This window comes from Streptomyces sp. (genome assembly GCF_031181555.1).
Taxonomy (GTDB): Bacteria; Actinomycetota; Actinomycetes; order Streptomycetales; family Streptomycetaceae; genus Streptomyces; species Streptomyces fimbriatus.
Map to the genome: position 1 here is coordinate 1 of NZ_JAPSKQ010000003.1, position 19,549 is coordinate 19,549.

At 71.1% G+C, this 19,549-nt stretch carries 19 protein-coding genes; 11 read left to right on the plus strand and 8 right to left on the minus strand.

Annotated features, from left to right (window positions below; translation table 11 throughout):
• The 4 genes from RIM90_RS01210 to RIM90_RS01225 all read left to right on the plus strand — a co-directional run.
• Positions 1-827, plus strand: an 827-nt coding sequence (locus RIM90_RS01210) for a ribose-phosphate diphosphokinase (RefSeq protein WP_309058596.1), incomplete at its 5' end; no start/stop codon positions are given.
• A 211-nt stretch (positions 828-1,038) separates the two neighbouring features.
• Positions 1,039-1,629, plus strand: a complete 591-nt coding sequence (locus RIM90_RS01215; RefSeq protein WP_309058597.1) for a 50S ribosomal protein L25/general stress protein Ctc — start codon at positions 1,039-1,041, stop codon at positions 1,627-1,629.
• 72 nt (positions 1,630-1,701) lie between these two features.
• The gene (pth, locus tag RIM90_RS01220; protein ID WP_309058598.1) at positions 1,702-2,304 is read left to right on the plus strand and encodes an aminoacyl-tRNA hydrolase; all 603 of its coding nucleotides are present in this window, start codon (positions 1,702-1,704) and stop codon (positions 2,302-2,304) included.
• 140 nt (positions 2,305-2,444) lie between these two features.
• On the plus strand, positions 2,445-2,933 hold the full coding sequence (locus tag RIM90_RS01225) for a hypothetical protein (RefSeq protein WP_309058599.1): 489 nt from the start codon (positions 2,445-2,447) through the stop codon (positions 2,931-2,933).
• Between the two features lie 103 nt (positions 2,934-3,036).
• Here RIM90_RS01225 and ppc read toward each other — a convergent pair whose 3' ends face one another.
• Positions 3,037-5,769: a phosphoenolpyruvate carboxylase gene (ppc, locus tag RIM90_RS01230; RefSeq protein WP_309058600.1), complete on the minus strand. Its 2,733-nt coding sequence runs from the start codon at positions 5,767-5,769 to the stop codon at positions 3,037-3,039.
• A 293-nt stretch (positions 5,770-6,062) separates the two neighbouring features.
• Here ppc and RIM90_RS01235 point away from each other — a divergent pair, with 293 nt between their 5' ends.
• Genes RIM90_RS01235 through RIM90_RS01245 form a run of 3 tightly spaced genes read left to right on the plus strand, consistent with a single transcriptional unit; the run spans position 6,063 to position 7,949 of the window.
• Positions 6,063-7,091 carry an acyl-CoA desaturase gene (locus tag RIM90_RS01235; RefSeq protein WP_309058601.1) on the plus strand — a complete coding sequence of 343 codons (1,029 nt, stop codon included), beginning with the start codon at positions 6,063-6,065 and terminating at the stop codon, positions 7,089-7,091.
• Entirely contained in the window at positions 7,088-7,765 is a 678-nt protein-coding gene (locus RIM90_RS01240) for a TetR/AcrR family transcriptional regulator (protein WP_309058602.1), read from the plus strand. Before RIM90_RS01235 ends, RIM90_RS01240 begins: the two co-directional genes overlap by 4 nt.
• Before the next feature lie 55 nt (positions 7,766-7,820).
• Positions 7,821-7,949, plus strand: coding sequence for a hypothetical protein (locus RIM90_RS01245; RefSeq protein WP_309058603.1), 129 nt, complete (start codon positions 7,821-7,823; stop codon positions 7,947-7,949).
• Here RIM90_RS01245 and RIM90_RS01250 read toward each other — a convergent pair.
• Positions 7,924-8,772, minus strand: a complete 849-nt coding sequence (locus RIM90_RS01250) for a trans-aconitate 2-methyltransferase (protein ID WP_309058604.1) — start codon at positions 8,770-8,772, stop codon at positions 7,924-7,926. The two genes, RIM90_RS01245 and RIM90_RS01250, sit on opposite strands and share 26 nt — an antisense overlap.
• 132 nt (positions 8,773-8,904) lie before the next feature.
• Between RIM90_RS01250 and tamR the strand changes: the two genes are divergently transcribed.
• Positions 8,905-9,402, plus strand: coding sequence for a MarR family transcriptional regulator TamR (gene tamR / locus RIM90_RS01255; protein ID WP_309058605.1), 498 nt, complete (start codon positions 8,905-8,907; stop codon positions 9,400-9,402).
• Here the strand turns inward: tamR and RIM90_RS01260 are convergent.
• The gene (locus tag RIM90_RS01260) at positions 9,361-10,140 is read right to left on the minus strand and encodes a response regulator transcription factor (protein WP_309058606.1); all 780 of its coding nucleotides are present in this window, start codon (positions 10,138-10,140) and stop codon (positions 9,361-9,363) included. The genes tamR and RIM90_RS01260 overlap by 42 nt on opposite strands.
• Before the next feature lie 277 nt (positions 10,141-10,417).
• Between RIM90_RS01260 and RIM90_RS01265 the strand changes: the two genes are divergently transcribed.
• The gene (locus tag RIM90_RS01265) at positions 10,418-10,873 is read left to right on the plus strand and encodes a GNAT family N-acetyltransferase (RefSeq protein WP_309058607.1); all 456 of its coding nucleotides are present in this window, start codon (positions 10,418-10,420) and stop codon (positions 10,871-10,873) included.
• A gap of 52 nt (positions 10,874-10,925) precedes the next feature.
• On the opposite strand, the gene galK is transcribed toward RIM90_RS01265, so the two are convergent.
• From galK to galT, 3 genes are read right to left on the minus strand one after another with little or no spacing between them, the layout of a single operon-like run.
• Positions 10,926-12,098 carry a galactokinase gene (galK, locus tag RIM90_RS01270; RefSeq protein ID WP_309058608.1) on the minus strand — a complete coding sequence of 391 codons (1,173 nt, stop codon included), beginning with the start codon at positions 12,096-12,098 and terminating at the stop codon, positions 10,926-10,928.
• The gene (gene galE / locus RIM90_RS01275) at positions 12,095-13,090 is read right to left on the minus strand and encodes a UDP-glucose 4-epimerase GalE (RefSeq protein WP_309058609.1); all 996 of its coding nucleotides are present in this window, start codon (positions 13,088-13,090) and stop codon (positions 12,095-12,097) included. The genes galK and galE overlap by 4 nt, the downstream gene beginning before the upstream one ends.
• Positions 13,087-14,148: a galactose-1-phosphate uridylyltransferase gene (gene galT / locus RIM90_RS01280; protein WP_309058610.1), complete on the minus strand. Its 1,062-nt coding sequence runs from the start codon at positions 14,146-14,148 to the stop codon at positions 13,087-13,089. The genes galE and galT overlap by 4 nt, the downstream gene beginning before the upstream one ends.
• Before the next feature lie 204 nt (positions 14,149-14,352).
• Here galT and RIM90_RS01285 point away from each other — a divergent pair, with 204 nt between their 5' ends.
• Positions 14,353-16,050, plus strand: a complete 1,698-nt coding sequence (locus RIM90_RS01285; protein WP_309058611.1) for a sodium:solute symporter family protein — start codon at positions 14,353-14,355, stop codon at positions 16,048-16,050.
• A 30-nt stretch (positions 16,051-16,080) separates the two neighbouring features.
• Entirely contained in the window at positions 16,081-16,404 is a 324-nt protein-coding gene (locus RIM90_RS01290; RefSeq protein WP_309058612.1) for a hypothetical protein, read from the plus strand.
• 197 nt (positions 16,405-16,601) lie between these two features.
• Here the strand turns inward: RIM90_RS01290 and RIM90_RS01295 are convergent, their stop codons facing one another.
• On the minus strand, positions 16,602-17,294 hold the full coding sequence (locus RIM90_RS01295) for a LuxR C-terminal-related transcriptional regulator (protein ID WP_309058613.1): 693 nt from the start codon (positions 17,292-17,294) through the stop codon (positions 16,602-16,604).
• 260 nt (positions 17,295-17,554) lie between these two features.
• Positions 17,555-19,465 carry a PQQ-binding-like beta-propeller repeat protein gene (locus RIM90_RS01300; protein WP_309058614.1) on the minus strand — a complete coding sequence of 637 codons (1,911 nt, stop codon included), beginning with the start codon at positions 19,463-19,465 and terminating at the stop codon, positions 17,555-17,557.
• Between the last annotated feature and the right edge of the window lie 84 nt (positions 19,466-19,549).

Genomic DNA, 19,549 nt, shown 5'->3' on the forward strand with positions numbered 1-19,549 from the left:
ATCAGGAGTCGGCTCGTGGTGCCGACTGTTTCCTGATCCAGAGCCACACTGCTCCGATCAACAAGTGGATCATGGAGCAGTTGATCATGATCGATGCGTTGAAGCGTGCGTCGGCCAGGTCCATCACGGTGATCGTGCCGTTCTACGGTTACGCGCGGCAGGACAAGAAGCACCGGGGTCGTGAACCGATTTCGGCGCGTCTGATCGCGGATCTGATGAAGACGGCGGGTGCCGATCGGCTCCTCACGGTGGATCTGCACACGGATCAGATCCAGGGGTTCTTCGACGGTCCTGTCGACCACCTCTTCGCGTTGCCGCTGCTGGCGGACTACGTGGGGGCGAAGGTGGACCGGGAGAAGCTGACGGTGGTGTCGCCGGACGCGGGCCGTGTGCGGGTGGCGGACCGTTGGTGCGACCGGTTGGGTGCGCCGCTGGCGATCGTGCACAAGCGGCGGGACAAGGACGTGGCGAACCAGGTGACCGTCCACGAGGTGGTCGGTGAGGTGAAGGGCCGCGTCTGCGTGCTGGTGGACGACATGATCGACACCGGTGGCACGATCTGCGCGGCGGCGGACGCGCTGTTCGCGCACGGTGCGGAGGACGTCATCGTGACGGCGACGCACGGTGTGCTGTCGGGTCCGGCGGCGGACCGGCTGAAGAACTCGAAGGTCAGTGAGTTCGTGTTCACGAACACGTTGCCGACGCCGACCGAGCTGAGCGAGTCGCTGGACAAGATCACGGTGCTGTCGATCGCGCCGACGATCGCGCGTGCGGTGCGTGAGGTGTTCGAGGACGGTTCGGTGACGAGCCTGTTCGACGAGCAGTAAGGGTTCTGCGACCGTTTCCGGTGGCCGGCGTCGTCCGGTGATCGTTTTGGGTGCGGCCTCCCGGTCCGAGTAGACTGCTGCAGTTGCTCGGCGAGGGAGGCCGTTCCGCTTCGTATGGGGCGGGTGCGGCGGTCCGTTATCGACGCGCTCTTCGTAGCAGGCCGTTCGTGGCCGGGTGACCACGTCCGTTTTCTGACTTCGAGGAGTGATCATGTCCGAGGTGAAGATCTCCGCCGCGACGCGCACCGAGTTCGGCAAGGGTGCCGCGCGCCGTATCCGTCGTGACAACAAGGTTCCGGGTGTGCTGTACGGGCACGGTTCGGACCCGCTGCACCTGACGTTCCCGGGCCACGAGCTGCTGCTGGCGCTGCGTACGCCGAACGTGCTGATCTCGCTGGACATCGACGGCAAGACCAGTGAGCTGGCGATTCCGAAGGCCGTGCAGCGTGACCCGCTGAAGGGTTTCCTGGAGCACGTCGACCTGCAGCTGGTCCAGCGCGGCGAGACCGTGACGGTGGAGATCCCGGTCCACACCGAGGGTGAGCTGGCCCCGGGCGGCAACCTGCTGGAGCACGTGCTGGGCACGCTGCCGGTCGAGGCCGAGGCGACCCACATCCCCGAGTCCGTCACGGTGTCCGTCGAGGGCCTGGAGGCCGGTGCCTCCATCCACGCCAAGGACATCACCCTTCCGAAGGGCGCCAAGCTGGCCGTCGACGGGGACGCGGTCGTCATCCAGGTGCTGGCCGCGCAGGCGGAGGAGGGCACGGAGGGCGAGGAGTCCGGCGAGGCCACCGAGGCCTGATCCGTACCGACGCCGTATTCGTCAGCCGCTGTTTCCCGTCGGGGGCAGCGGCTGGCGCGTATCGAGGGAGACATGCAGGTGACGACCGATGCCGGTGCCCCGTGGTTGATCGTGGGTCTGGGAAACCCGGGGCCGGAGTACGCGATGAACCGGCACAACGTGGGGTTCATGGTGGCGGATCTGCTGGCGGAGCGGGTGGGGGGCCGGTTCAAGCGGGCCGGGAAGGCTCAGGCGCAGGTGGTGGAGGGGCGGATCGGGCCGCCGGGGCCGGCGAATCGGCGGGTGGTCCTGGCGAAGCCGATGTCGTACATGAATCTGTCGGGCGGGCCGGTGAACGCGCTGCGGGAGTTCTACAAGGTGCCGGTGGCGCATGTGGTCGCGGTTCATGACGAGTTGGACATCGATTACGGCGTGCTGCGGCTGAAGCTGGGTGGCGGGGACAACGGTCACAACGGGCTGAAGTCGCTCACGAAGGCGTTCGGGCGGGACTACCACCGGGTGCGGTTCGGGATCGGGCGTCCGCCGGGGCGGATGCAGGTGGCGGATTTCGTGCTGCGGGATTTCTCGTCGGCGGAGCGCAAGGAGCTGGACTACCTCGTGGACCGGGCGGCGGACGCGGTGGAGTGCCTGGTGATCGAGGGGTTGGAGCGGGCGCAGAGCGCGTACAACTCGTGAGGTGTGCGGAGGACTCGTGAGGTGCGCGGACGGCTCCTGAGTCGTCGGTGCGCACATCTGTTGACTTGTCCTTCGGGCGTCCTCCGTTTGCCCCCCACCGGAGTTGACCGACCGCGAGGTCATGGCCAAGGATCGCGGCCATGCCTTCTGCGGTTCTCTCCTCCCGGGGCTTTTCCGCCGTGCTGCGGCTGTGCCGGTTCGCGGCGATGGGCACGGTCGCGGCGCTGATCCTGATCGCCGGCGTGTGGGCGTCGTGGGGGACGGCGCAGCACGTGATGCTGACGAAGGGGCGCGAGCGCGGCACGGTCGAGGTGGCGCGGTGCGGTGCGAGGACGTGCGCGGGGCCGTACGCGCCGTTGTCGCAGGGGTCGCAGCCGCGGGCGGAGGTCGTGCTGGAGAACTCGGTGGCCGTGGACAGGGGTGGGACCTACACGGTGGTGCTGAAGCCGGGCGGCGAGCAGGCGGTCCGTTCCGGCCCCGCCGGGATCCTGTACGCGTGGGTTCCGCTGGGCGGGGCGCTGCTGCTGGCGTCGGTGGTGGTGGCGGGCGGGCTGCTGCGGACGCGGGCCGCGTGGGCGCTGGCGCTGTCGGGGACGGCGCTGCTCACGGCGGCTTTCCTGGCGGTCTGAGTCGCCCGGCGCCCGGCTGCCCGGCCGGACCGGCCGTCTGAACGAACGGTGCCCCCGGGCCCTGTCACGGGGCTCGGGGGCACCGCCCTGTCCGGGGCCGGGGTCAGCCGGTGTTGCGCAGGCCGGCGGCCACGCCGTTGACGGTCAGCAGCAGGGCCCGGGAGAGCAGCGGGTCGGGCTGCTCTCCCGCGGCGGCGGCGTCGCGCTGGCGCTTGAGGAGGGCGACCTGGAGGTAGGAGATCGGGTCCAGGTAGGCGTCGCGGATGGCGAAGGTCTGCTTGAGGACCGGGGCGGCGTCCAGGAGTTCCTGTTCGCCGGTGATGCGCAGCACCTCGGCGACGGTCAGCTCGTGTTCGGCCTCGATGGTGGCGAACACGTGCTTGAGCTCGTCGGGGACGAGGGTGTCGACGTAGTGCCGGGCGATGCGCAGGTCGGTCTTGGCGAGGGTCATCTCGACGTTGGAGATGAAGTTGCGGAAGAAGTGCCACTGCTCGTGCATCTCGTCGAGCACGGTGTCCAGGCCGGCCTCGCGCAGGGCCTTCAGGCCGGATCCGACGCCGAACCAGCCGGGGACGATCTGCCGGGACTGGGTCCAGCCGAACACCCAGGGGATGGCCCGCAGTCCGTCCAGGCCGGCGCCGGAGTCGGGCCTTCGCGAAGGCCGGGAGCCGAGGTGCAGGTCGGCGAGCTGGTCGACGGGGGTGGAGGCGAAGAAGTAGGCGGGCAGGTCGGGGTCCTCGACGAGCCTGCGGTAGGCGGCGTGGGCGGCGTCGGAGACGACGTCCATGGCGGCGTCCCAGCGGGCGAGGGCCTCGTCGGACTGGCGGGGGGCGGTGTGCAGGGCGGAGGCCTGGAGGGTGGCGGCGACGGTCAGTTCCAGGTTCTCCCGGGCGAGGGACGGGATGAGGTACTTGTCGGAGATGACCTCGCCCTGTTCGGTGACCTTGATCTCGCCTTCGAGGGTGCCCCAGGGCTGGGCGAGGATGGCGTCGTGGGTGGGGCCGCCGCCGCGGCCGACGGTGCCGCCGCGGCCGTGGAAGAGGCGCAGCCGTACGCCGTAGCGGTGGGCGACGTCGCGCAGGCGGCGCTGGGCGCGGTGGATCTCCCACTGGCTGGTGGTGATGCCGCCGAACTTGGAGGAGTCGGAGTAGCCGAGCATGACCTCCTGGACGTCGCCGCGCAGGGCGACGAGGCGCCGGTAGGAGGGGTCGGCGAGCATGTTCTCCAGGATGGTGTCGGCGGCCTTCAGCTCGTCCGTCGTCTCCAGCAGCGGCACGATGCCGATCTTGGCCCAGCCGGCGTGCAGGTCGATCAGTCCGGCCTCGCGGGCCAGGACGGCGGCGGCGAAGACGTCGTCGGCGCCCTGGCACATGGAGATGATGTAGGACTCGATGACCTCGGGTCCGAAGACCTCCAGGGCGCGCTTGACGGTCCGGAACACGCCGAGGGTCTTCTCGCCGGCCGCGTCCACGGGCGCCGGGGTCGGGGCGAGCGGCCTTCTCGACCGCAGTTCCTTGGCGAGGAGCTTGGCGCGGTAGTCGCGGGGCATGTCGGCGTAGCGCCAGGATTCCTCGCCGAGCCGGTCGAACAGCTGGCCGAGGGCGTGGTGGTGGGCGTCGGCGTGTTCGCGGACGTCCATGGTGGCGAGCTGGAGGCCGAAGGCGGCGAGGGTGCGGATGGTGCGGGCGAGGCGGCCGTCGGCGAACAGGCCGCCGCGGTGTTCGCGCAGGGAGGTCTGGATGAGGCGCAGGTCGGCGAGGAGTTCGCCGGTGCCGAGGTAGTCGCGGCCGGGTTCGTGCGGGGTGCCCTTGGCGAGACGGAGCTTGGTGTTCTCCAGCTTCTGCCGGATACAGGTGGCCTTGAGCCGGTAGGGCTCCTCGGCGTTGAGGCGCTTGTAGCGGGGGCTGATCTCGGGGAGGTTGTCGAGGTCGGCCCTCAGGGAGGTCAGCAGGTCCTCGGTGGCGCCGGCGTAGCGGATGGAGTTGGAGAGGAGGCCGCGCAGTTCGTCGATCGTCTCCAGGGCGTCGTTGATGCCGTGTTCGTGCTGGAGGATGAGGACGTCCCAGGTGACCTGGGGGGTGACGTTGGGGTTGCCGTCGCGGTCGCCGCCGATCCAGGTGCCGAAGGTCAGCGGGCGGGTGTCGTCGGGGAGGTGGACGCCGACGCGCTCCAGTTCCGCGGTGAGGTCCTCGAGGACGTCGCCGACCGCGCCGGCGTGCAGTTCGTCGAGGTAGTAGATGGCGTTGCGGGCCTCGTCGGCGGGTTCGGGGCGGACCACGCGCAGTTCGTCGGTCTGCCAGACGAGGTCGATGTTCTCGGCGAGCCGGGTGTCGAGGCGGCGCCGGTCGGATTCGATGACCGGGGTGTCGAGGAGGGCGGCGATCCGGCGGAGCTTGTTGAGGACGGAGCGGCGGGCGGCCTCGGTGGGGTGGGCGGTGAAGACGGGGCGGACGTTGAGGTGCCGCACCGTCTCGCGCAGGTGCTCGGGGTCGGCGTCCTTGAGCCGGTCGGCGGTGCGGGAGAGCAGTCCGCCCTCGGCGGCGCGCCGGGCGCGCAGTTCGCGGCCGCGGTGGACCTGTTCGGTGACGTTGGCCAGGTGGAAGTAGGTGGAGAAGGCGCGGACCAGCTTGGCCGCGGTCTGCAGTTCGGTGCCGCGCAGCAGCTCGGCGGCGGCCTCGCCGTCCTCACGGGTGAGTCGGCGGACCTTCTCGACGAGCTCCAGCAGCTCGGGGCCCTCCTGCCGCACGAGGGTCTCCCCGAGGAGATCACCCAGTCGGCGGATGTCGGCGCGCAGCTCGCTGCTCGTCGTCGTGGTCTGGTCGTCGGCACTGCTCACAGGTGCGGCTCCTTGCAGTGTTGAAGCTCGTCTGGGAGGGAACCCGGACGGCGTCTCGCGCGGCGGGCGCCGCATACGGGCCGGACGTCCGGGAAGAAATCAGAGCGGACCGCGCTGTCCGACCGACTTCCAGGATAGGTGCCGGCCCGGACGCCCAGGCCGACGGGCTCTTGCCGCCGGGCGACGCACTGCCATACTTACGACGCCGTAGGTTACGGAACCGTAGGAAGGATGAGCGGCTTCCCGCAGCCCGGGCACATCACCTCATCCCACATACCCCACAGGGGACACGCATGACCTCAAGCTCCGATGTGATCAACGAAAATCCACACAAGGACCCGCACGAGGACCGGTCCGGGGGTGCGGCGCTGCCCTCCGCCACGCTGGGCGGGGAGCAGAAGCGTTCGGTCGAGCAGATCACGCTGCTGCTCTTCATCACCGTCCCGTTCCTGGCACTGCTGGCGGCGGTCCCGCTGGCGTGGGGCTGGGGAGTGAGCTGGCTGGACCTGGGCCTGCTGGTCTTCTTCTACTTCCTGGGGTGCCACGGCATCACCATCGGCTTCCACCGCCACTTCACCCACGGGTCGTTCAAGGCCAAGCGTCCGCTGAAGATCGCGCTGGCCATCGCCGGCTCCATGGCGGTCGAGGGTCCGCTGGTGCGCTGGGTGGCCGACCACCGCAAGCACCACAAGTTCTCCGACGCCGAGGGCGACCCGCATTCGCCGTGGCGGTACGGGGAGACGGTCCCGGCGCTGATCAAGGGCCTGTGGTGGGCGCACATCGGCTGGATGTTCGACGAGGAGCAGACGCCGCAGGACAAGTACGCGCCGGATCTGATCAAGGACCGGACGCTCAGGGCGATCTCCCGCCAGTTCGTGCTGTGGACGGTCGTGTCGCTGGCGCTGCCGGCGGTGATCGGCGGCCTGGTCACGATGTCGTGGTGGGGCGCGTTCACGGGCTTCTTCTGGGGCTCGCTCGTCCGGGTGGCGCTGCTGCACCACGTGACGTGGTCGATCAACTCGATCTGCCACGCGGTCGGCAAGCGCCCGTTCAAGTCGCGGGACCGTTCGGGCAACGTGTGGTGGCTGGCGATCCTGTCCTGCGGCGAGTCCTGGCACAACCTGCACCACGCCGACCCGACCTCGGCGCGGCACGGGGTGGAGCGGGGACAGCTCGACTCGAGCGCCCGTCTGATTCGCTGGTTCGAGCAGCTGGGCTGGGCGTACGACGTGCGGTGGCCGTCACGCTCGCGTATCGATTCGCGTCGCAACGTCGGGGAAGGCGGCTCCCGGCGCGGGGAGGAGACCGTCAAGGCGGCATGATGGTCGGCGTGGCGACCGACTCCAGCAGCACCCCGAGCAACGACAAGCCGCGGCGCACGCGCCGCACCCGGATGACCGGTGCCGAGCGCCGGCAGCAGCTGCTGGAGATCGGCCGCACGCTGTTCGCCGCGAAGGGTTTCGAGGGCACGTCGGTGGAGGAGATCGCGGCGAAGGCCGGGGTCTCCAAGCCGGTGGTGTACGAGCACTTCGGCGGCAAGGAGGGCCTGTACGCGGTGGTGGTGGACCGCGAGATGCGGCGCCTGCTGGACATGGTGACCAGCTCCCTGACCGCGGGTCACCCGCGGGAGCTGTGCGAGCAGGCGGCGTTCGCGCTGCTGGACTACATCGAGGAGTACACGGACGGTTTCCGCATCCTGGTCCGTGACTCCCCCATCCCGCAGTCGACGGGTTCCTTCGCCTCGCTGATCTCGGACATCGCCACCCAGGTGGAGGACATCCTGGGCCGCGAGTTCAAGAGCCGGGGCTTCGACCCCAAGCTGGCCCCGCTGTACGCGCAGGCCCTGGTCGGGATGGTCGCCCTGACCGGCCAGTGGTGGCTGGACGTGCGCAAGCCGAAGAAGGCGGAGGTGGCGGCCCACCTGGTGAACCTGGCCTGGCACGGCCTGGACGGGCTGGAGCCGAAGCCCCGGCTGATAGGGCACCGGAAGAGCTGAACCAGGGGTGCACAGGATGGGCCTTGTGCGATTGACCTCGCGCCGTCGTGTGCGCATGGCTGAGATCCCGGTCGGTGCAGCCCGTGCCCGGCTCGGCGACCCGGTCCGCGGCTACCGCGTGCCGTACGTCGTCGAGGACGCCGTCGTCCTCGCCCTCGTCACTCACCCGGGCCGCACGCCCTGAGTCGGCTTCCCTTGCGGGCCACGGCGAAGATCCGCCGGAAGGGGAACGGGGTGCCGTGCGCCCCGGCCGGGTAGGCGGCCCGCAGCGCGGTGCGGTACTCGGTGAGGAACTCCTCCCGCCCCTCCGGGTCGTCGGCGAGGGCGGTGAGGACGGGCCTCAGGCCGGTGCCCTTGACCCAGTCGAGGACGGGGTCCTCGCCCGTCAGCAGGTGGACGTACGTCGTCTCCCACACGTCGGCGGTGCAGCCGAGGCCGGTCAGCCGCTCCAGGTACTCCTCGGGCCGGAGCACGGCCCCGGTGTGGCGCAGGACGCCGTCGAGGCGGGCGCGCCATCGCGGGGAGGCGGCGAGGTCGCGCATCAGGGTGTGGCTGGGGGCGTCGAAGTTGCCGGGCACCTGGAGGGCGAAGGTGCCGCCGGGGGCGAGGGCGGCGGTCCAGTCGTCGAACCGCTCCGCGTGTCCGGGGACCCACTGGAGCGTGGCGTTGCTGACGATCAGGTCGTACGGCCGGTCGGGCGTCCAGGTGCGGACGTCGGCGTGGGCGAAGTCGATCCGGCCGCCCCCGGGGGTGGGGCCCCCGTGGCCGGCGCGGGCCGCCTCGAGCATCTCGGGCGAGTTGTCGTAGCCGGTGACGCGGGCGGTGGGCCAGCGGCCGGTGAGCAGGGCGGTGACGTTGCCGGCGCCGCAGCCCAGGTCGGCGATGCGGGGCGGGTGCCCGGGGAGGTCCGGGACGCGGGCGAGGAGGTCGGTGAAGGGCCGGGTGCGATGACCGGCGTGGCGCAGGTACTGGGCGGGGTCCCAGGCGGGGGTGGCGGCTGCGGGCATGGGGTCTCCTGACGACGACGGACCGGGCGGGGCCCAGCCTCCCGCCCGCGTTAGCTCGATGTCAAGAATCTTTGACTCAATATACTCGACATCAAGAGACTTCACGTCGACACAACCACTACACTGATCCGCATGGAGGACGAGGTCGATCGGCTGGTCGCAGCGTGGCGCCGGGAGCGCCCGGACCTCGACGTGGAACCGCTCGAGGTGCTCAGCCGGGTGAGCAGACTGGCCCGGCACCTGGACCGGGCGCGCCGGCTCGCCTTCGCCGAACACGGTCTGGAGACCTGGGAGTTCGACGTCCTGACCGCGCTGCGCCGCGCGGGCACCCCGTACCAGCTCTCGCCGGGGCAGCTCCTCACCCAGACCCTGGTCACGTCCGGCACGATGACCAACCGCATCGACCGCCTCGCCAAGAAGGGGCTGGTGGAGCGGCTGCCCGACCCCAGCGACCGGCGCGGTGTCCTGGTCCGGCTCACGGACGAGGGCCGTGACCGCGCCGACCAGGCACTGGCCGGGCTGCTGGCGCAGGAGCGGGCCATCCTCGCGGAGCTCTCCCACGCACAGCGCAGTGAGCTGGCGGCACTGCTACGCCAGTTGACCGCCCCGTTCGACAACATCCCCGGTTGACGGCCGGTCCAGGTCGACGGGTCCGACGCCCGCCCGGCGGGCGAGGGCGACGGCGGCGAGGGTGGAGTGCACCCCCAGTTTGCCGAGGACGTTCTGCATGTGCGTCCGCACGGTGTGCGGGGACAGGAACAGGCGCTCGGCGACCGCTTTGCGCCCCAGTCCCGCCACCATGCACCGCAGCACTTCCCGTTCCCTCGGAGTCAGGGACTCCACGAGCCGTTCGCTCTCGGTGCGGTGCCTGCGGGCGGCGGTCAGTTCGCGCAGGACGCCGGTGAGCAGGGCGGGCGGCAGATGTGTCTCGTCGCGCAGCACCCCGCGGATGACGGTGAGCAGCCGGTTCAGCGAGCAGTCCTTGGCCACCCACCCGGAGGCTCCCGCCTGCAGGGCGAGCGCGGCCCGGCGCGGGTCGTCCTTCTCGGCGAGGACGACGGTCCGCACCTGCGGCTGCGCGGAGCGCACCCCCGTGACCAGCGATATCCCGTCGACGAGTCCGTCCTCGTCGCCGCCGCGCACCGGCACGGCCGGCCGTCCGTCCGGCACCTTGCCGCCCAGGTCGGCGTCGACGAGCAGGACGTCGAACCGCCGCCCCTCGGCGGCCGCCCGCTCCAGGCAGCGCAGCGCGGCCGGGCCGCTGCCCGCCGCGGACACGTCGACGTCGGGCTCTGCGGCCAGTGCCGCGGCCAGTGACTCGGCGAAGATGCGATGGTCGTCGACGACCAGGACTCGGATGCGAACCACGAAACCCCCTTCCCCGGGCTCTGTGCGGAGCAGGGGATCACCCCCTCGTCGAAAGGACGACACCGACGCGGGTACGACGCCGAAGCCCCTGTCACGAACGCACCGGACAGGGGACGGGCCGCCGCGACCGCACGCCGACCGCCACCCCGCCCCGGACGCCGTACCCGGCTTCCCTCGCCCCCTGATCGGCGCCGGCCCCCACCGGCACTGTTCATCAGGGTACGGGCGGGGACCGGGAGCGGAAGGTTATTTGCAGAACTGGCGCCTCTGCGCGTTTATGGTGAGCCGCATGTTCCGTCTTGAGACAGAAGTCGACAGGGCCCGACGTGATCTGCTCCGCAGGCGCCTGCGGGACACCAACACGGCGGCCTCCCCGGTGCTGCGCGCCCTGCGCGGAACGCCGGACGAACGCGAATCGGCTTTGCACGTGTGGGCGTTGGACGAGAACGGCGATCTCGCGGGCGGCCTGGTCGGCCACACCTGGACGACCTGGCTGCACGTGACCTACCTCTGGGTCGACGGCCGCCACCGGGGAGCGGGCCTGGGCTCCCGCCTCCTGACGGAGGCGGAACGCATCGCCGCCCGGGAGCGCGGCTGCACGGCCTCCCGCGTGGAGACCTGGGACTTCCAGGCCCCGGAGTTCTACCGGAAGCAGGGCTACGACGTGGTCTGCGTGATCCCCGACTATCCGCCGGGCATCACGGAGTACACACTGACGAAGCGACTGGACTGACCCAGCCGGACCTCCTCGGCGGGGCCGGCCGGGCCCCGGCCGGCCCCGTCCGCTACCTCAGCCGCCGCGCCCCCGCCCCCGGGACCGCCTCGAAGACGCGGGGGGCCTTGAAGCCGGCCGCCGCGAACGCCTCCTCCACCGCCTTGGTGATCGCCGGGACGTCGGTCTCCTCGGCGAGGACGATGGCCGAGCCGCCGAAGCCGCCGCCGGTCATGCGGGCGCCCAGCGCGCCCGCGCCCAGCGCCGTGTCGACGACCAGGTCGAGTTCCGGGCAGGAGATGCGGAAGTCGTCGCGCAGGGAGGCGTGGCCCTCGACCAGGACGGGACCGATGGCCCGGGTGTCGCCCGACTCCAGGAGCGCGACGACCCGTTCGACGCGCTCGTCCTCCGTGACCACGTGCCGGACCAGGCGGCGGACCTCCTCCTCGTCGCCCAGCCGCCGCAGTGCCGCGTCCAGTTCCTCGTACCGCACGTCCCTGAGCGCGTCGACGCCCAGCAGGGCCGCGCCCTTCTCGCAGCCGGCGCGGCGCTTGCCGTACTCGCCCTCGCTGTGGCTGTGCTTGACCCGGGTGTCGACGACGAGCAGGCGCATGCCCTCGGCGGCCAGGTCGAAGGGGATCTGCCGCTGGGAGAGGTCACGGGTGTCGAGGAACAGGGCGTGGCCGGCCTCGCAGCAGGCCGAGGCCGTCTGGTCCATGATGCCGACGGGGGCGCCGACGTAGACGTTCTCCGCGCGCTGGCACAGGCGGGCCAGTTGCCAGCCGCGCAGGCCCAGGCCGAACAGGTCGTTCAGCGCGAGCGCCACGACGACCTCCAGGGCGGCCGACGACGACAGGCCCGCGCCCGCCGGGACCGTCGAGGCGAGGTGGATGTCCGCGCCGGTCACCGCGTGGCCGGCCTCGCGCAGGGCCCAGAGCACGCCCGCCGGGTAGGCGGTCCACCGCTTGTCGGAGCCGGGGGCGAGGGCGTCCGTCCTCAGCTCCACCACCGGGCCCTCGACGTCGGCCGAGTGCAGGCGCAGCACGCCGTCGTCGCGGCGCGCGACCGCGGCGACCGCGGTGTGCGGCAGGGCGAACGGCATGACGAAGCCGTCGTTGTAGTCGGTGTGCTCGCCGATGAGGTTGACCCGGCCCGGCGCCGCCCACACCCCGTCCGGTGCGGCACCGTACAGCTGCTCGAACCGCTCGGCGACGGACCGCGCGACGGTCTCGCTGGACCCGCTCATGCCCTGGCCCCCTGCCCCTTCGTCACGTTCTCCTCGGCGCGCCGGCGCGCGAACTCCCACGCGTCGGCGACGATCCCCGCGAGGTCCGTGCGCGACGGCTTCCAGCCCAGCTTCTCGCGGGCCGTGGCGGCCGACGCCACCAGGACCGCCGGGTCGCCGCCCCGGCGCGGTGCCACGACCTCGGGGATCGGGTGGCCGGTGACCCGGCGGACCGTCTCGACGACCTCCCGGACGGAGAAGCCGCTGCCGTTGCCGAGGTTGCAGATCAGGTGCTCGCCGGGGGTGGCGGCCTCCAGGGCCAGCAGGTGGGCCTCGGCCAGGTCGGCGACGTGGATGTAGTCGCGCACGCAGGTGCCGTCCGGCGTCGGGTAGTCGTCGCCGTAGACGGAGATCGCGTCCCGCCCGCCCTGCGCCACCTGCAGCACGAGCGGGATCAGGTGCGACTCGGGGTCGTGGCGCTCGCCGAACGCGCCGTACGCGCCGGCCACGTTGAAGTAGCGCAGGGAGACCGCGCCCAGCCCGTGCGCCGCCGCCTCACCGGTGATCATGTGGTCGACGGCGAGCTTCGAGGCCCCGTACGGATTCGTGGGCCGGGTCGGGGCGGACTCGACGATGGGGACCTGCTCCGGCTCGCCGTAGGTCGCCGCGGTGGAGGAGAACACCAGCCGGCGCACGCCCGCCGAGCGCATGGCCGCCAGCAGTGCCATGGTGCCGCCGACGTTGTTGTCCCAGTACTTCTCCGGCTTCACGACCGACTCGCCGACCTGCGAGGACGCGGCGAAGTGCAGGACGCCGTCGTACGAGGGGTCCAGCCATGCGGCGGCATCCCGGATGTCGCCCTCGATGAAGGAGGCGCCCGCGGGAACGCCCTCGCGGAAGCCGGTGGAGAGGTTGTCGAGCACGACGACCTCGTGTCCGGCCTCCAGCAGATGCTGGGCGACGACGCTGCCGACGTAACCGGCACCGCCCGTCACCAGGTACTTCCCGCTCATGAACTGGCTACCTCCCGCAGTCGCTCGGCCGCGCGCTCCGGCGGCACGTCGTTGATGAACACGTTCATGCCGGACTCGGAGCCCGCGAGGAACTTCAGCTTGCCGGACGTGCGGCGGATGGTGAAAAGCTCCAGGTGGAGCGCGAAGTCGTCACGCGTGACGCCGTCGAACTCCTCCAGCGCGCCGAACGGCGCCTGGTGCCAGGCCGCGATGTACGGCGTCGGAGGCTCCCCTTCCCCGAAGATCCGGTCGAAGCGCCTCAACAGTTCCAGATAGACCTGGGGGAACTCTGTGCGGGCCGCCTCGTCGAGCCCGAGCAGATCGGGCACCCGGCGCTTCGGGTACAGGTGGACCTCGTACGGCCAGTGCGCCGCGTAGGGCACGAAGGCGGCCCAGTGTTCACCCTCAAGGACGACCCGCTCCTCGGCGAGTTCCCGCTCCAGCACGGCGTCGAAGAGGTTCTCCCCGCCGGTCGCCTCCTTGTGCGCGGCCACTTGGCGCAGCATCAGGGCGGTGCGGGGGGTGGTGAAGGGGTAGGCGTAGATCTGCCCGTGCGGGTGCTGGAGGGTGACGCCGATCTCGGCGCCCCGGTTCTCGAAGCAGAACACCTGGTCGACGGAGGGAAGATGCGACAGCTCGGACGTCCGGTCCGTCCACGCCTCCAGGACCAGCCGCGCCTGGCGTTCGCTCAGATCGGCGAAGGAGGCGTCGTGGTCGGAGGTGAAGCAGACGACCTCGCACCGGCCCGAGTCCCCGGCCAGCGAGGGGAACCGGTTCTCGAAGACGACCACGTCGTACGACGCGTCGGGGATCTCGCTCAGCCGCTCGCCCTCGGAGGGGCACAGGGGGCACTCGTCGGCCGGCGGGTGGTAGGTGCGGCCCTGGCGGTGCGAGGCGACGGCGACGCTGTCGCCCAGCAGCGGGTCACGGCGGATCTCGGACGTGGTGACGGTGGCGTCCAGCGGGCGGCGGTCGGCCGCGTCGCGCACGATGTCGTCACTGAGGTCGTAATAGATGAGCTCGCGACCGTCGGCCAGCCGGGTCGAGGTCTTCTTCACGCCGGACGCTCCATTCGGGCCGCTCATCGCGGCGCTCCACACACACTGCACATTCTTCCAACAGAACCCAACATACCAAAACACAACCCACCAAGGCCATCACCGCTCACCACCCAACAAAAAACATCACCGGAACTGTTCGACCACTGAACGCGGAGGCGTAGGTTCCGCGAGGTATCGGTTCGCGCAACGAAGCGAGTACTCATGCAGACCCCCCCACACCTCATTCCCCCCACCCAGCTGGCGGCCGAACTGCGGCTGCCGACCAACTGGCTCGACTACACGATCCTCGGGATCTACTTCGTCGTCGTCCTGGGCATCGGCTTCGCCGCCCGCCGCTCGGTGAAGACCAGCCTCGACTTCTTCCTCTCGGGCCGCTCCCTGCCCGCCTGGGTGACCGGCCTGGCGTTCATCGCCGCCAACCTGGGCGCCACCGAGATCCTGGGCATGGCCGCGAACAGCGCGCAGTACGGCGTCTACACCACGCACTGGTACTGGATCGGCGCCATCCCGGCCATGGTCTTCCTGGGCCTGGTGATGATGCCGTTCTACTACGGCTCCAAGGTCCGTTCGGTCCCCGAGTTCCTGCTGCTCCGCTTCGACAGGGCCGCCCACCTGCTCAGCTCGGGGCTGTTCGCCGCCGCCGCCATCCTGATCGCCGGCGTGAACCTCTACGCCCTCGCGATCGTGGTCGAGGCACTGCTGGGCTGGCCGCAGTGGGTGGCGATCGTCGTCGCCGGCTTCTTCGTCCTGGCCTACATCACCCTCGGCGGCCTGTCCTCGGCGATCTACAACGAGGTCCTGCAGTTCTTCGTCATCCTCGCCGCGCTCATCCCGATCACGGTGCTCGGCCTGAAGAGCGTCGGCGGCTGGGGCGGTCTGTCCGACTCCCTCACCGAGTCGCGCGGCGGCGACTTCATGACCTCCTGGGGCGGCACCGGCATCGGCAGCGACAACCCGCTCGGCGCCAACTGGCTGACCATCGTCCTCGGCCTCGGGTTCGTCCTGTCCTTCGGCTACTGGACGACCAACTTCGCCGAGGTGCAGCGCGCCCTGTCCGCGAAGAACCTCTCGGCGGCCCAGCGCACCCCGCTCATCGCCGCCTTCCCGAAGATCTTCATCGTGTTCCTGGTGATGATCCCGGGCCTGGTCGCGGCGGTCCTCGTGCCCGCCATCGGCACGCCCGACTCCGACCTCCAGTACAACGACGCGATCCCGTACCTGATGGAGCAGTTCCTGCCCAACGGCGTGCTGGGCATCGCCGTGACCGGCCTGCTGGCCGCGTTCATGGCGGGCATGGCGGCCAACATCTCGTCCTTCAACACCGTCTTCACCAGCGACATCTGGGCGAAGTACGTGGTGAAGCACCGCGAGGACGAGTACTACGTCCGCTTCGGCCGCCTGATCACCGCGATCGGCGTCCTCGCCTCGATCGGCACGGCGTTCCTGGCCTCCTCGTTCTCCAACATCATGAGCTACCTCCAGACGCTGTTCTCCTTCTTCAACGTGCCGATGTTCGTGGTGTTCATCATCGGCATGTTCTGGAAGCGCGCGTCGATGAAGTCGGGCTTCTGGGGCCTGCTCGCCGGCACCACCGCCGCGATGGTCAACTACTTCGTCATCTACAAGCAGGGCATCATCGACATCCCCACCGACCAGGGCGCCAACTTCGTCTCCGCGATCGCGGGCTTCGTCGCCGGCGCCGTCGTCATGGTGGCGGTGTCCCTCTTCACCGCCCCCAAGCCGACCGAGGAGCTCCAGGGCCTGGTCTACGGCACCACGTCCCCCGGCATGGCCGAGCCGCCCGCGGCGGGCGACGACGCCTGGTACCGCAAGCCGGCGCTGCTCGGCTGGAGCGCGGTGATCCTGGCCGCCGCCTGCTACATCCCGTTCTCGTTCTGACCACGCTCCGACCGGGAAGATGGAGAGACCATGTCCGAGCACTACTCCGAGCGTGACCTCCAGCGGGAGATCACCGAGCTGGAGACCAGGTCCACGACCGCTGCCCGCCTCTTCGACATCCGGCGCATCATCGGCGGCCTGTTCGTCGTGTACGGCGTCATCGTCACGATCGCGGGCTTCACCGCGTCCGACGCGGACCTCGACAAGGCCGAGGGCGTCAACATCAACCTGTGGACGGGGCTGGGGATGCTGGCCCTCGGCCTGCTGTTCCTGCTGTGGCTGAAGCTGCGGCCGACGGCTCCGCCACCGCCGGACGTCCTGCCGGACGGGCGGGACGTCGACCGGGCCGGGTGAGCGCACGGCGTTGACCGGTCGCCCGGGGCCGGTGCGGGTGAGGGCGGGGAGCGCGGCCCGGCGCCACGGGGTGCCGCCGCGCCCCCTGGGGGCACCCCCTGCTCGGAGGGGCTCGGGGAGGCACGAATGCCCGCGGTCGAGCGGGCTCCTCCGCCCCGCCCGCAGCCGTAGCCGCTGCCCGCGCCCCCGGCGGCGGGTCAGTCCTCCGCGGACGTCAGCCCCCGCACCGGGCCCGCCCGGTCCAGCAGGCCCGTTCTCGCCGCCAGTGCGGCCGCCTCCAGGCGTGACCCCACGCCCAGTTTCATCAGCACCCGCTGGACATGGGTGCGGGCCGTCGAGGGGGCGATGCCCATGCCCGCCGCGATCAGACGGGTGTCCTCACCGTCGGCCACCCGCACCAGCACCTCCACCTCCCTCGGCGTCAGCATCTGCAGCAGCCGCTGCCCCTCGTCGTCCGGCTGCGCCGCCGGGTTCAGCAGCTCGTGGAACGCCCCCTGCAGCAGCTGAGGCGCCACCGCCGCCTCCCCCGCCCGCGCCTTCATGATCGCCCGCTCGACGCCCTCGATGCGCTCGTCGTGCCGCACGTATCCCGACGCCCCCGCCGCGAACGCCGCCGCGATCCCGCGCGGGCTCGGCACCGGCCCCAGCACCAGGACCGCCACCTGCGGCCGTTCCCGCTTGATCTTCACCACCGGGTCGAAGATCCCCGGCTCCGCCGGCACCGCCGTCCCCAGCAGGCACACCTCCGGCGCCCGGCTGATCACCAGGTCCGCCGCCCCCGCCGCCGGCGCCGTCGCGGCCAGCACCCGGTGTCCCCGCAGCTTCAACGCCGAGGCCAACGCCTCCGCGAGCAATCGGTGGTCGTCGACCACCACCAGCCGCACTCCCATCGAACAACCAACCCCCCTACCGCGCGCACCCCCGTGCGCCGCCGCCCCGCCCGGCCCCCCGGTGAATCCCCGGTGGGTCCCCGTGGATGCCCCCGGAAGCTACACGCTCGTTCGGCGTTCCGCTCCCCTACCGGCGAGAATCGCCCCGGATCACCGAAATTCTCGCCTTCGACGGCGATGGGCGGTACGCGCGCGGCCCCGCCCCTGCGGACAGGGGCGGGGCCGCGAAGCGAAACCGCTCAGGGGAACCGTACGGACGATCAGCCCGTACCGAAGGCGATCGCCAGGTACTCCTTGTCCGATCCCGAGAAGTCACTGGCGAACACGCTCGACATGTACAGCCGCCCCTGCGAGAACAGGATCTCGGCGTACTCCGGCAGCATGCTCCGCTCCACCTCCCGCACGGACTCCGTCGCCGGGTTCTCCATCAGCGTCGTCTGCTTGAAGGTCCCCCCGTCGATGCTCACGACCTGACCGCCCTTGTCGTACGGCCCGCGCTTGTACGCCAGGACGTTGCCGCCGTCCATCCGCAGCGGGGTGATCGTGTAACCGTCCCCCGCGTCGGCGCGCTGACCGGTCTGCTTGCCGGTCGCCAGGTCGAAGGTCACGACCTCGTTGGTCTCGCCGTACTCGCCCGTGTTCTCGTGCTCCTCGGTCGGGATGTACAGCCGGTCGTTGCCGACCGCCAGTCCGGAGCACTGCTCGATCTTGGTGATGATGTCGCAGGTGGCCGCGAACTCCTCGCCCGGCGCGGAGATGCGCGTCCGCAGCTTGCCGGTCTTGTTGTCGACGGAGAAGAAGTCCGAGATGCCGCTGCCGTCACCCGCGGAGTCGCCGACGTCGGCGGCCACGACGAGCGGGTCGGTGGACACGATGCCGGCGTACTCGATGCCCTCGTCCATCTTGTACTCCGAGATCACCTTCCCGGACTTCGGGTCGATGGTCTGGATGTGCAGCTGGCGCTCGTCGTACGAACCGCACTTGCGCACCGCGACCATCTTCGCGCCGCCGCCGTACCCGGCGTCGTAGCAGGAGTCGGACGTCTTGGGGGCCCACAGCTGCTTGCCGGAGGCGATCTCCCAGGCGGCGCCGCCGCTGGTGCTGCCCGCGGCGACGGTGCCCCCGCTGAGGGTGACGTTGTTGAAGCTGATCGGCATGGTGCCGGTCTTGGCCGTCTTGGTCCACACCGTCCTGCCCGCCTCCAGGTCGATCAGCGCGACCTCCGTGCAGGACTGCGGTTCGTCCTTGGTCGGCATGGCGGGCTTGTGGACGATCGCCGTCTTGTTGTCCTCGGTGACGTGGTCACTGGCCTCGCACACGGGACCGGGCAGGTCGATCGTCCACTGCTCGGTGCCCTTGTCGCGGTCGTACCCGACGACCTCGGCGATGCCGCTCTTGGCGTACACCGTGTCGGTCACCCAGGAACCCGAGGTGACGATGGTCGTGCTGCCCTTGGGGACCTTGGGCGCCGGCACCTGGAAGAGGACCTTGGAGCCGGGGTCGGCCGGGGCCTTCTCCTTGCCGCCGGCGGAGGTGCCGCCCTCGCCGCCGCCGTTCTTGGCGTCCTTGCCGCCGGTGCCGCCGCCGGAGTCCGCGGAGTTGTTCTTGTCGTCGTCCTTGCCGGAGGACGCGTACCAGACGCCGCCGCCGACGATCAGGGCGATGGCCACGACCGCGGCGACGATGATGGCCATCTGCGCGTTGGGCTTCCGCCCGCCGCCGCCCGGCTGCCCCGGCTGCAGCTGCATCGGCACGGTCGCCTGGGGATAGCCGTATCCGGGCTGACCGTACGGCCCCGGCTGCTGGGGCTGACCGTACGGCCCCGGCTGCTGCCCGGGGTAGCCGTACCCGGCCGGGGGCTGCTGCGGGTAGCCGTACCCGGCCGGGGGCTGCTGCGGGTAGCCGTACCCGGCCGGGGGCTGCTGCGGGTAGCCGTACCCGGGCCCCTGCGGGGCGGACGGGGGAGGCGTCGGCGCGGCGGCCGGAGGTGACTGCGGGGTCTGCGGGTACCCGTACCCGGGCTCGGGGGCCTTGTCGAGGCCGGGCCCGCCCGGAGCGGGCTGCTGCTGCGGAGGCTGCCCGGGCTGAGCGGGCGGCTGCGCCGGGGGCTGCGGCGGTCCGAAGCCCGGCTGCTGCGAGGGCTGCTGGGGCGGTTGAGGCGGCTGGGTCATGACGTGAGTACCTCGGGGAAGGGGACGGGCGGCGACGGATGAGTGACCGGACGGAGCGAGGGCGCCGGCCGTCGGGGGCCGGCG

Coding starts and splice junctions, on each gene's coding strand:
- RIM90_RS01225 (WP_309058599.1), top strand. CDS start 2,445: ATGCCTTCTGCGGTTCTCTCCTCCCGGGGCTTTTCCGCCGTGCTGCGG.
- RIM90_RS01235 (WP_309058601.1), top strand. CDS start 6,063: ATGACCTCAAGCTCCGATGTGATCAACGAAAATCCACACAAGGACCCG.
- RIM90_RS01265 (WP_309058607.1), top strand. CDS start 10,418: ATGGTGAGCCGCATGTTCCGTCTTGAGACAGAAGTCGACAGGGCCCGA.
- RIM90_RS01250 (WP_309058604.1), bottom strand. CDS start 8,772: ATGCCCGCAGCCGCCACCCCCGCCTGGGACCCCGCCCAGTACCTGCGC.
- RIM90_RS01295 (WP_309058613.1), bottom strand. CDS start 17,294: ATGGGAGTGCGGCTGGTGGTGGTCGACGACCACCGATTGCTCGCGGAG.
- tamR (WP_309058605.1), top strand. CDS start 8,905: ATGGAGGACGAGGTCGATCGGCTGGTCGCAGCGTGGCGCCGGGAGCGC.
- galE (WP_309058609.1), bottom strand. CDS start 13,090: ATGAGCGGGAAGTACCTGGTGACGGGCGGTGCCGGTTACGTCGGCAGC.
- pth (WP_309058598.1), top strand. CDS start 1,702: ATGCAGGTGACGACCGATGCCGGTGCCCCGTGGTTGATCGTGGGTCTG.
- RIM90_RS01285 (WP_309058611.1), top strand. CDS start 14,353: ATGCAGACCCCCCCACACCTCATTCCCCCCACCCAGCTGGCGGCCGAA.
- galK (WP_309058608.1), bottom strand. CDS start 12,098: ATGAGCGGGTCCAGCGAGACCGTCGCGCGGTCCGTCGCCGAGCGGTTC.
- RIM90_RS01290 (WP_309058612.1), top strand. CDS start 16,081: ATGTCCGAGCACTACTCCGAGCGTGACCTCCAGCGGGAGATCACCGAG.
- RIM90_RS01240 (WP_309058602.1), top strand. CDS start 7,088: ATGATGGTCGGCGTGGCGACCGACTCCAGCAGCACCCCGAGCAACGAC.
- RIM90_RS01245 (WP_309058603.1), top strand. CDS start 7,821: ATGGCTGAGATCCCGGTCGGTGCAGCCCGTGCCCGGCTCGGCGACCCG.
- RIM90_RS01300 (WP_309058614.1), bottom strand. CDS start 19,465: ATGACCCAGCCGCCTCAACCGCCCCAGCAGCCCTCGCAGCAGCCGGGC.
- RIM90_RS01215 (WP_309058597.1), top strand. CDS start 1,039: ATGTCCGAGGTGAAGATCTCCGCCGCGACGCGCACCGAGTTCGGCAAG.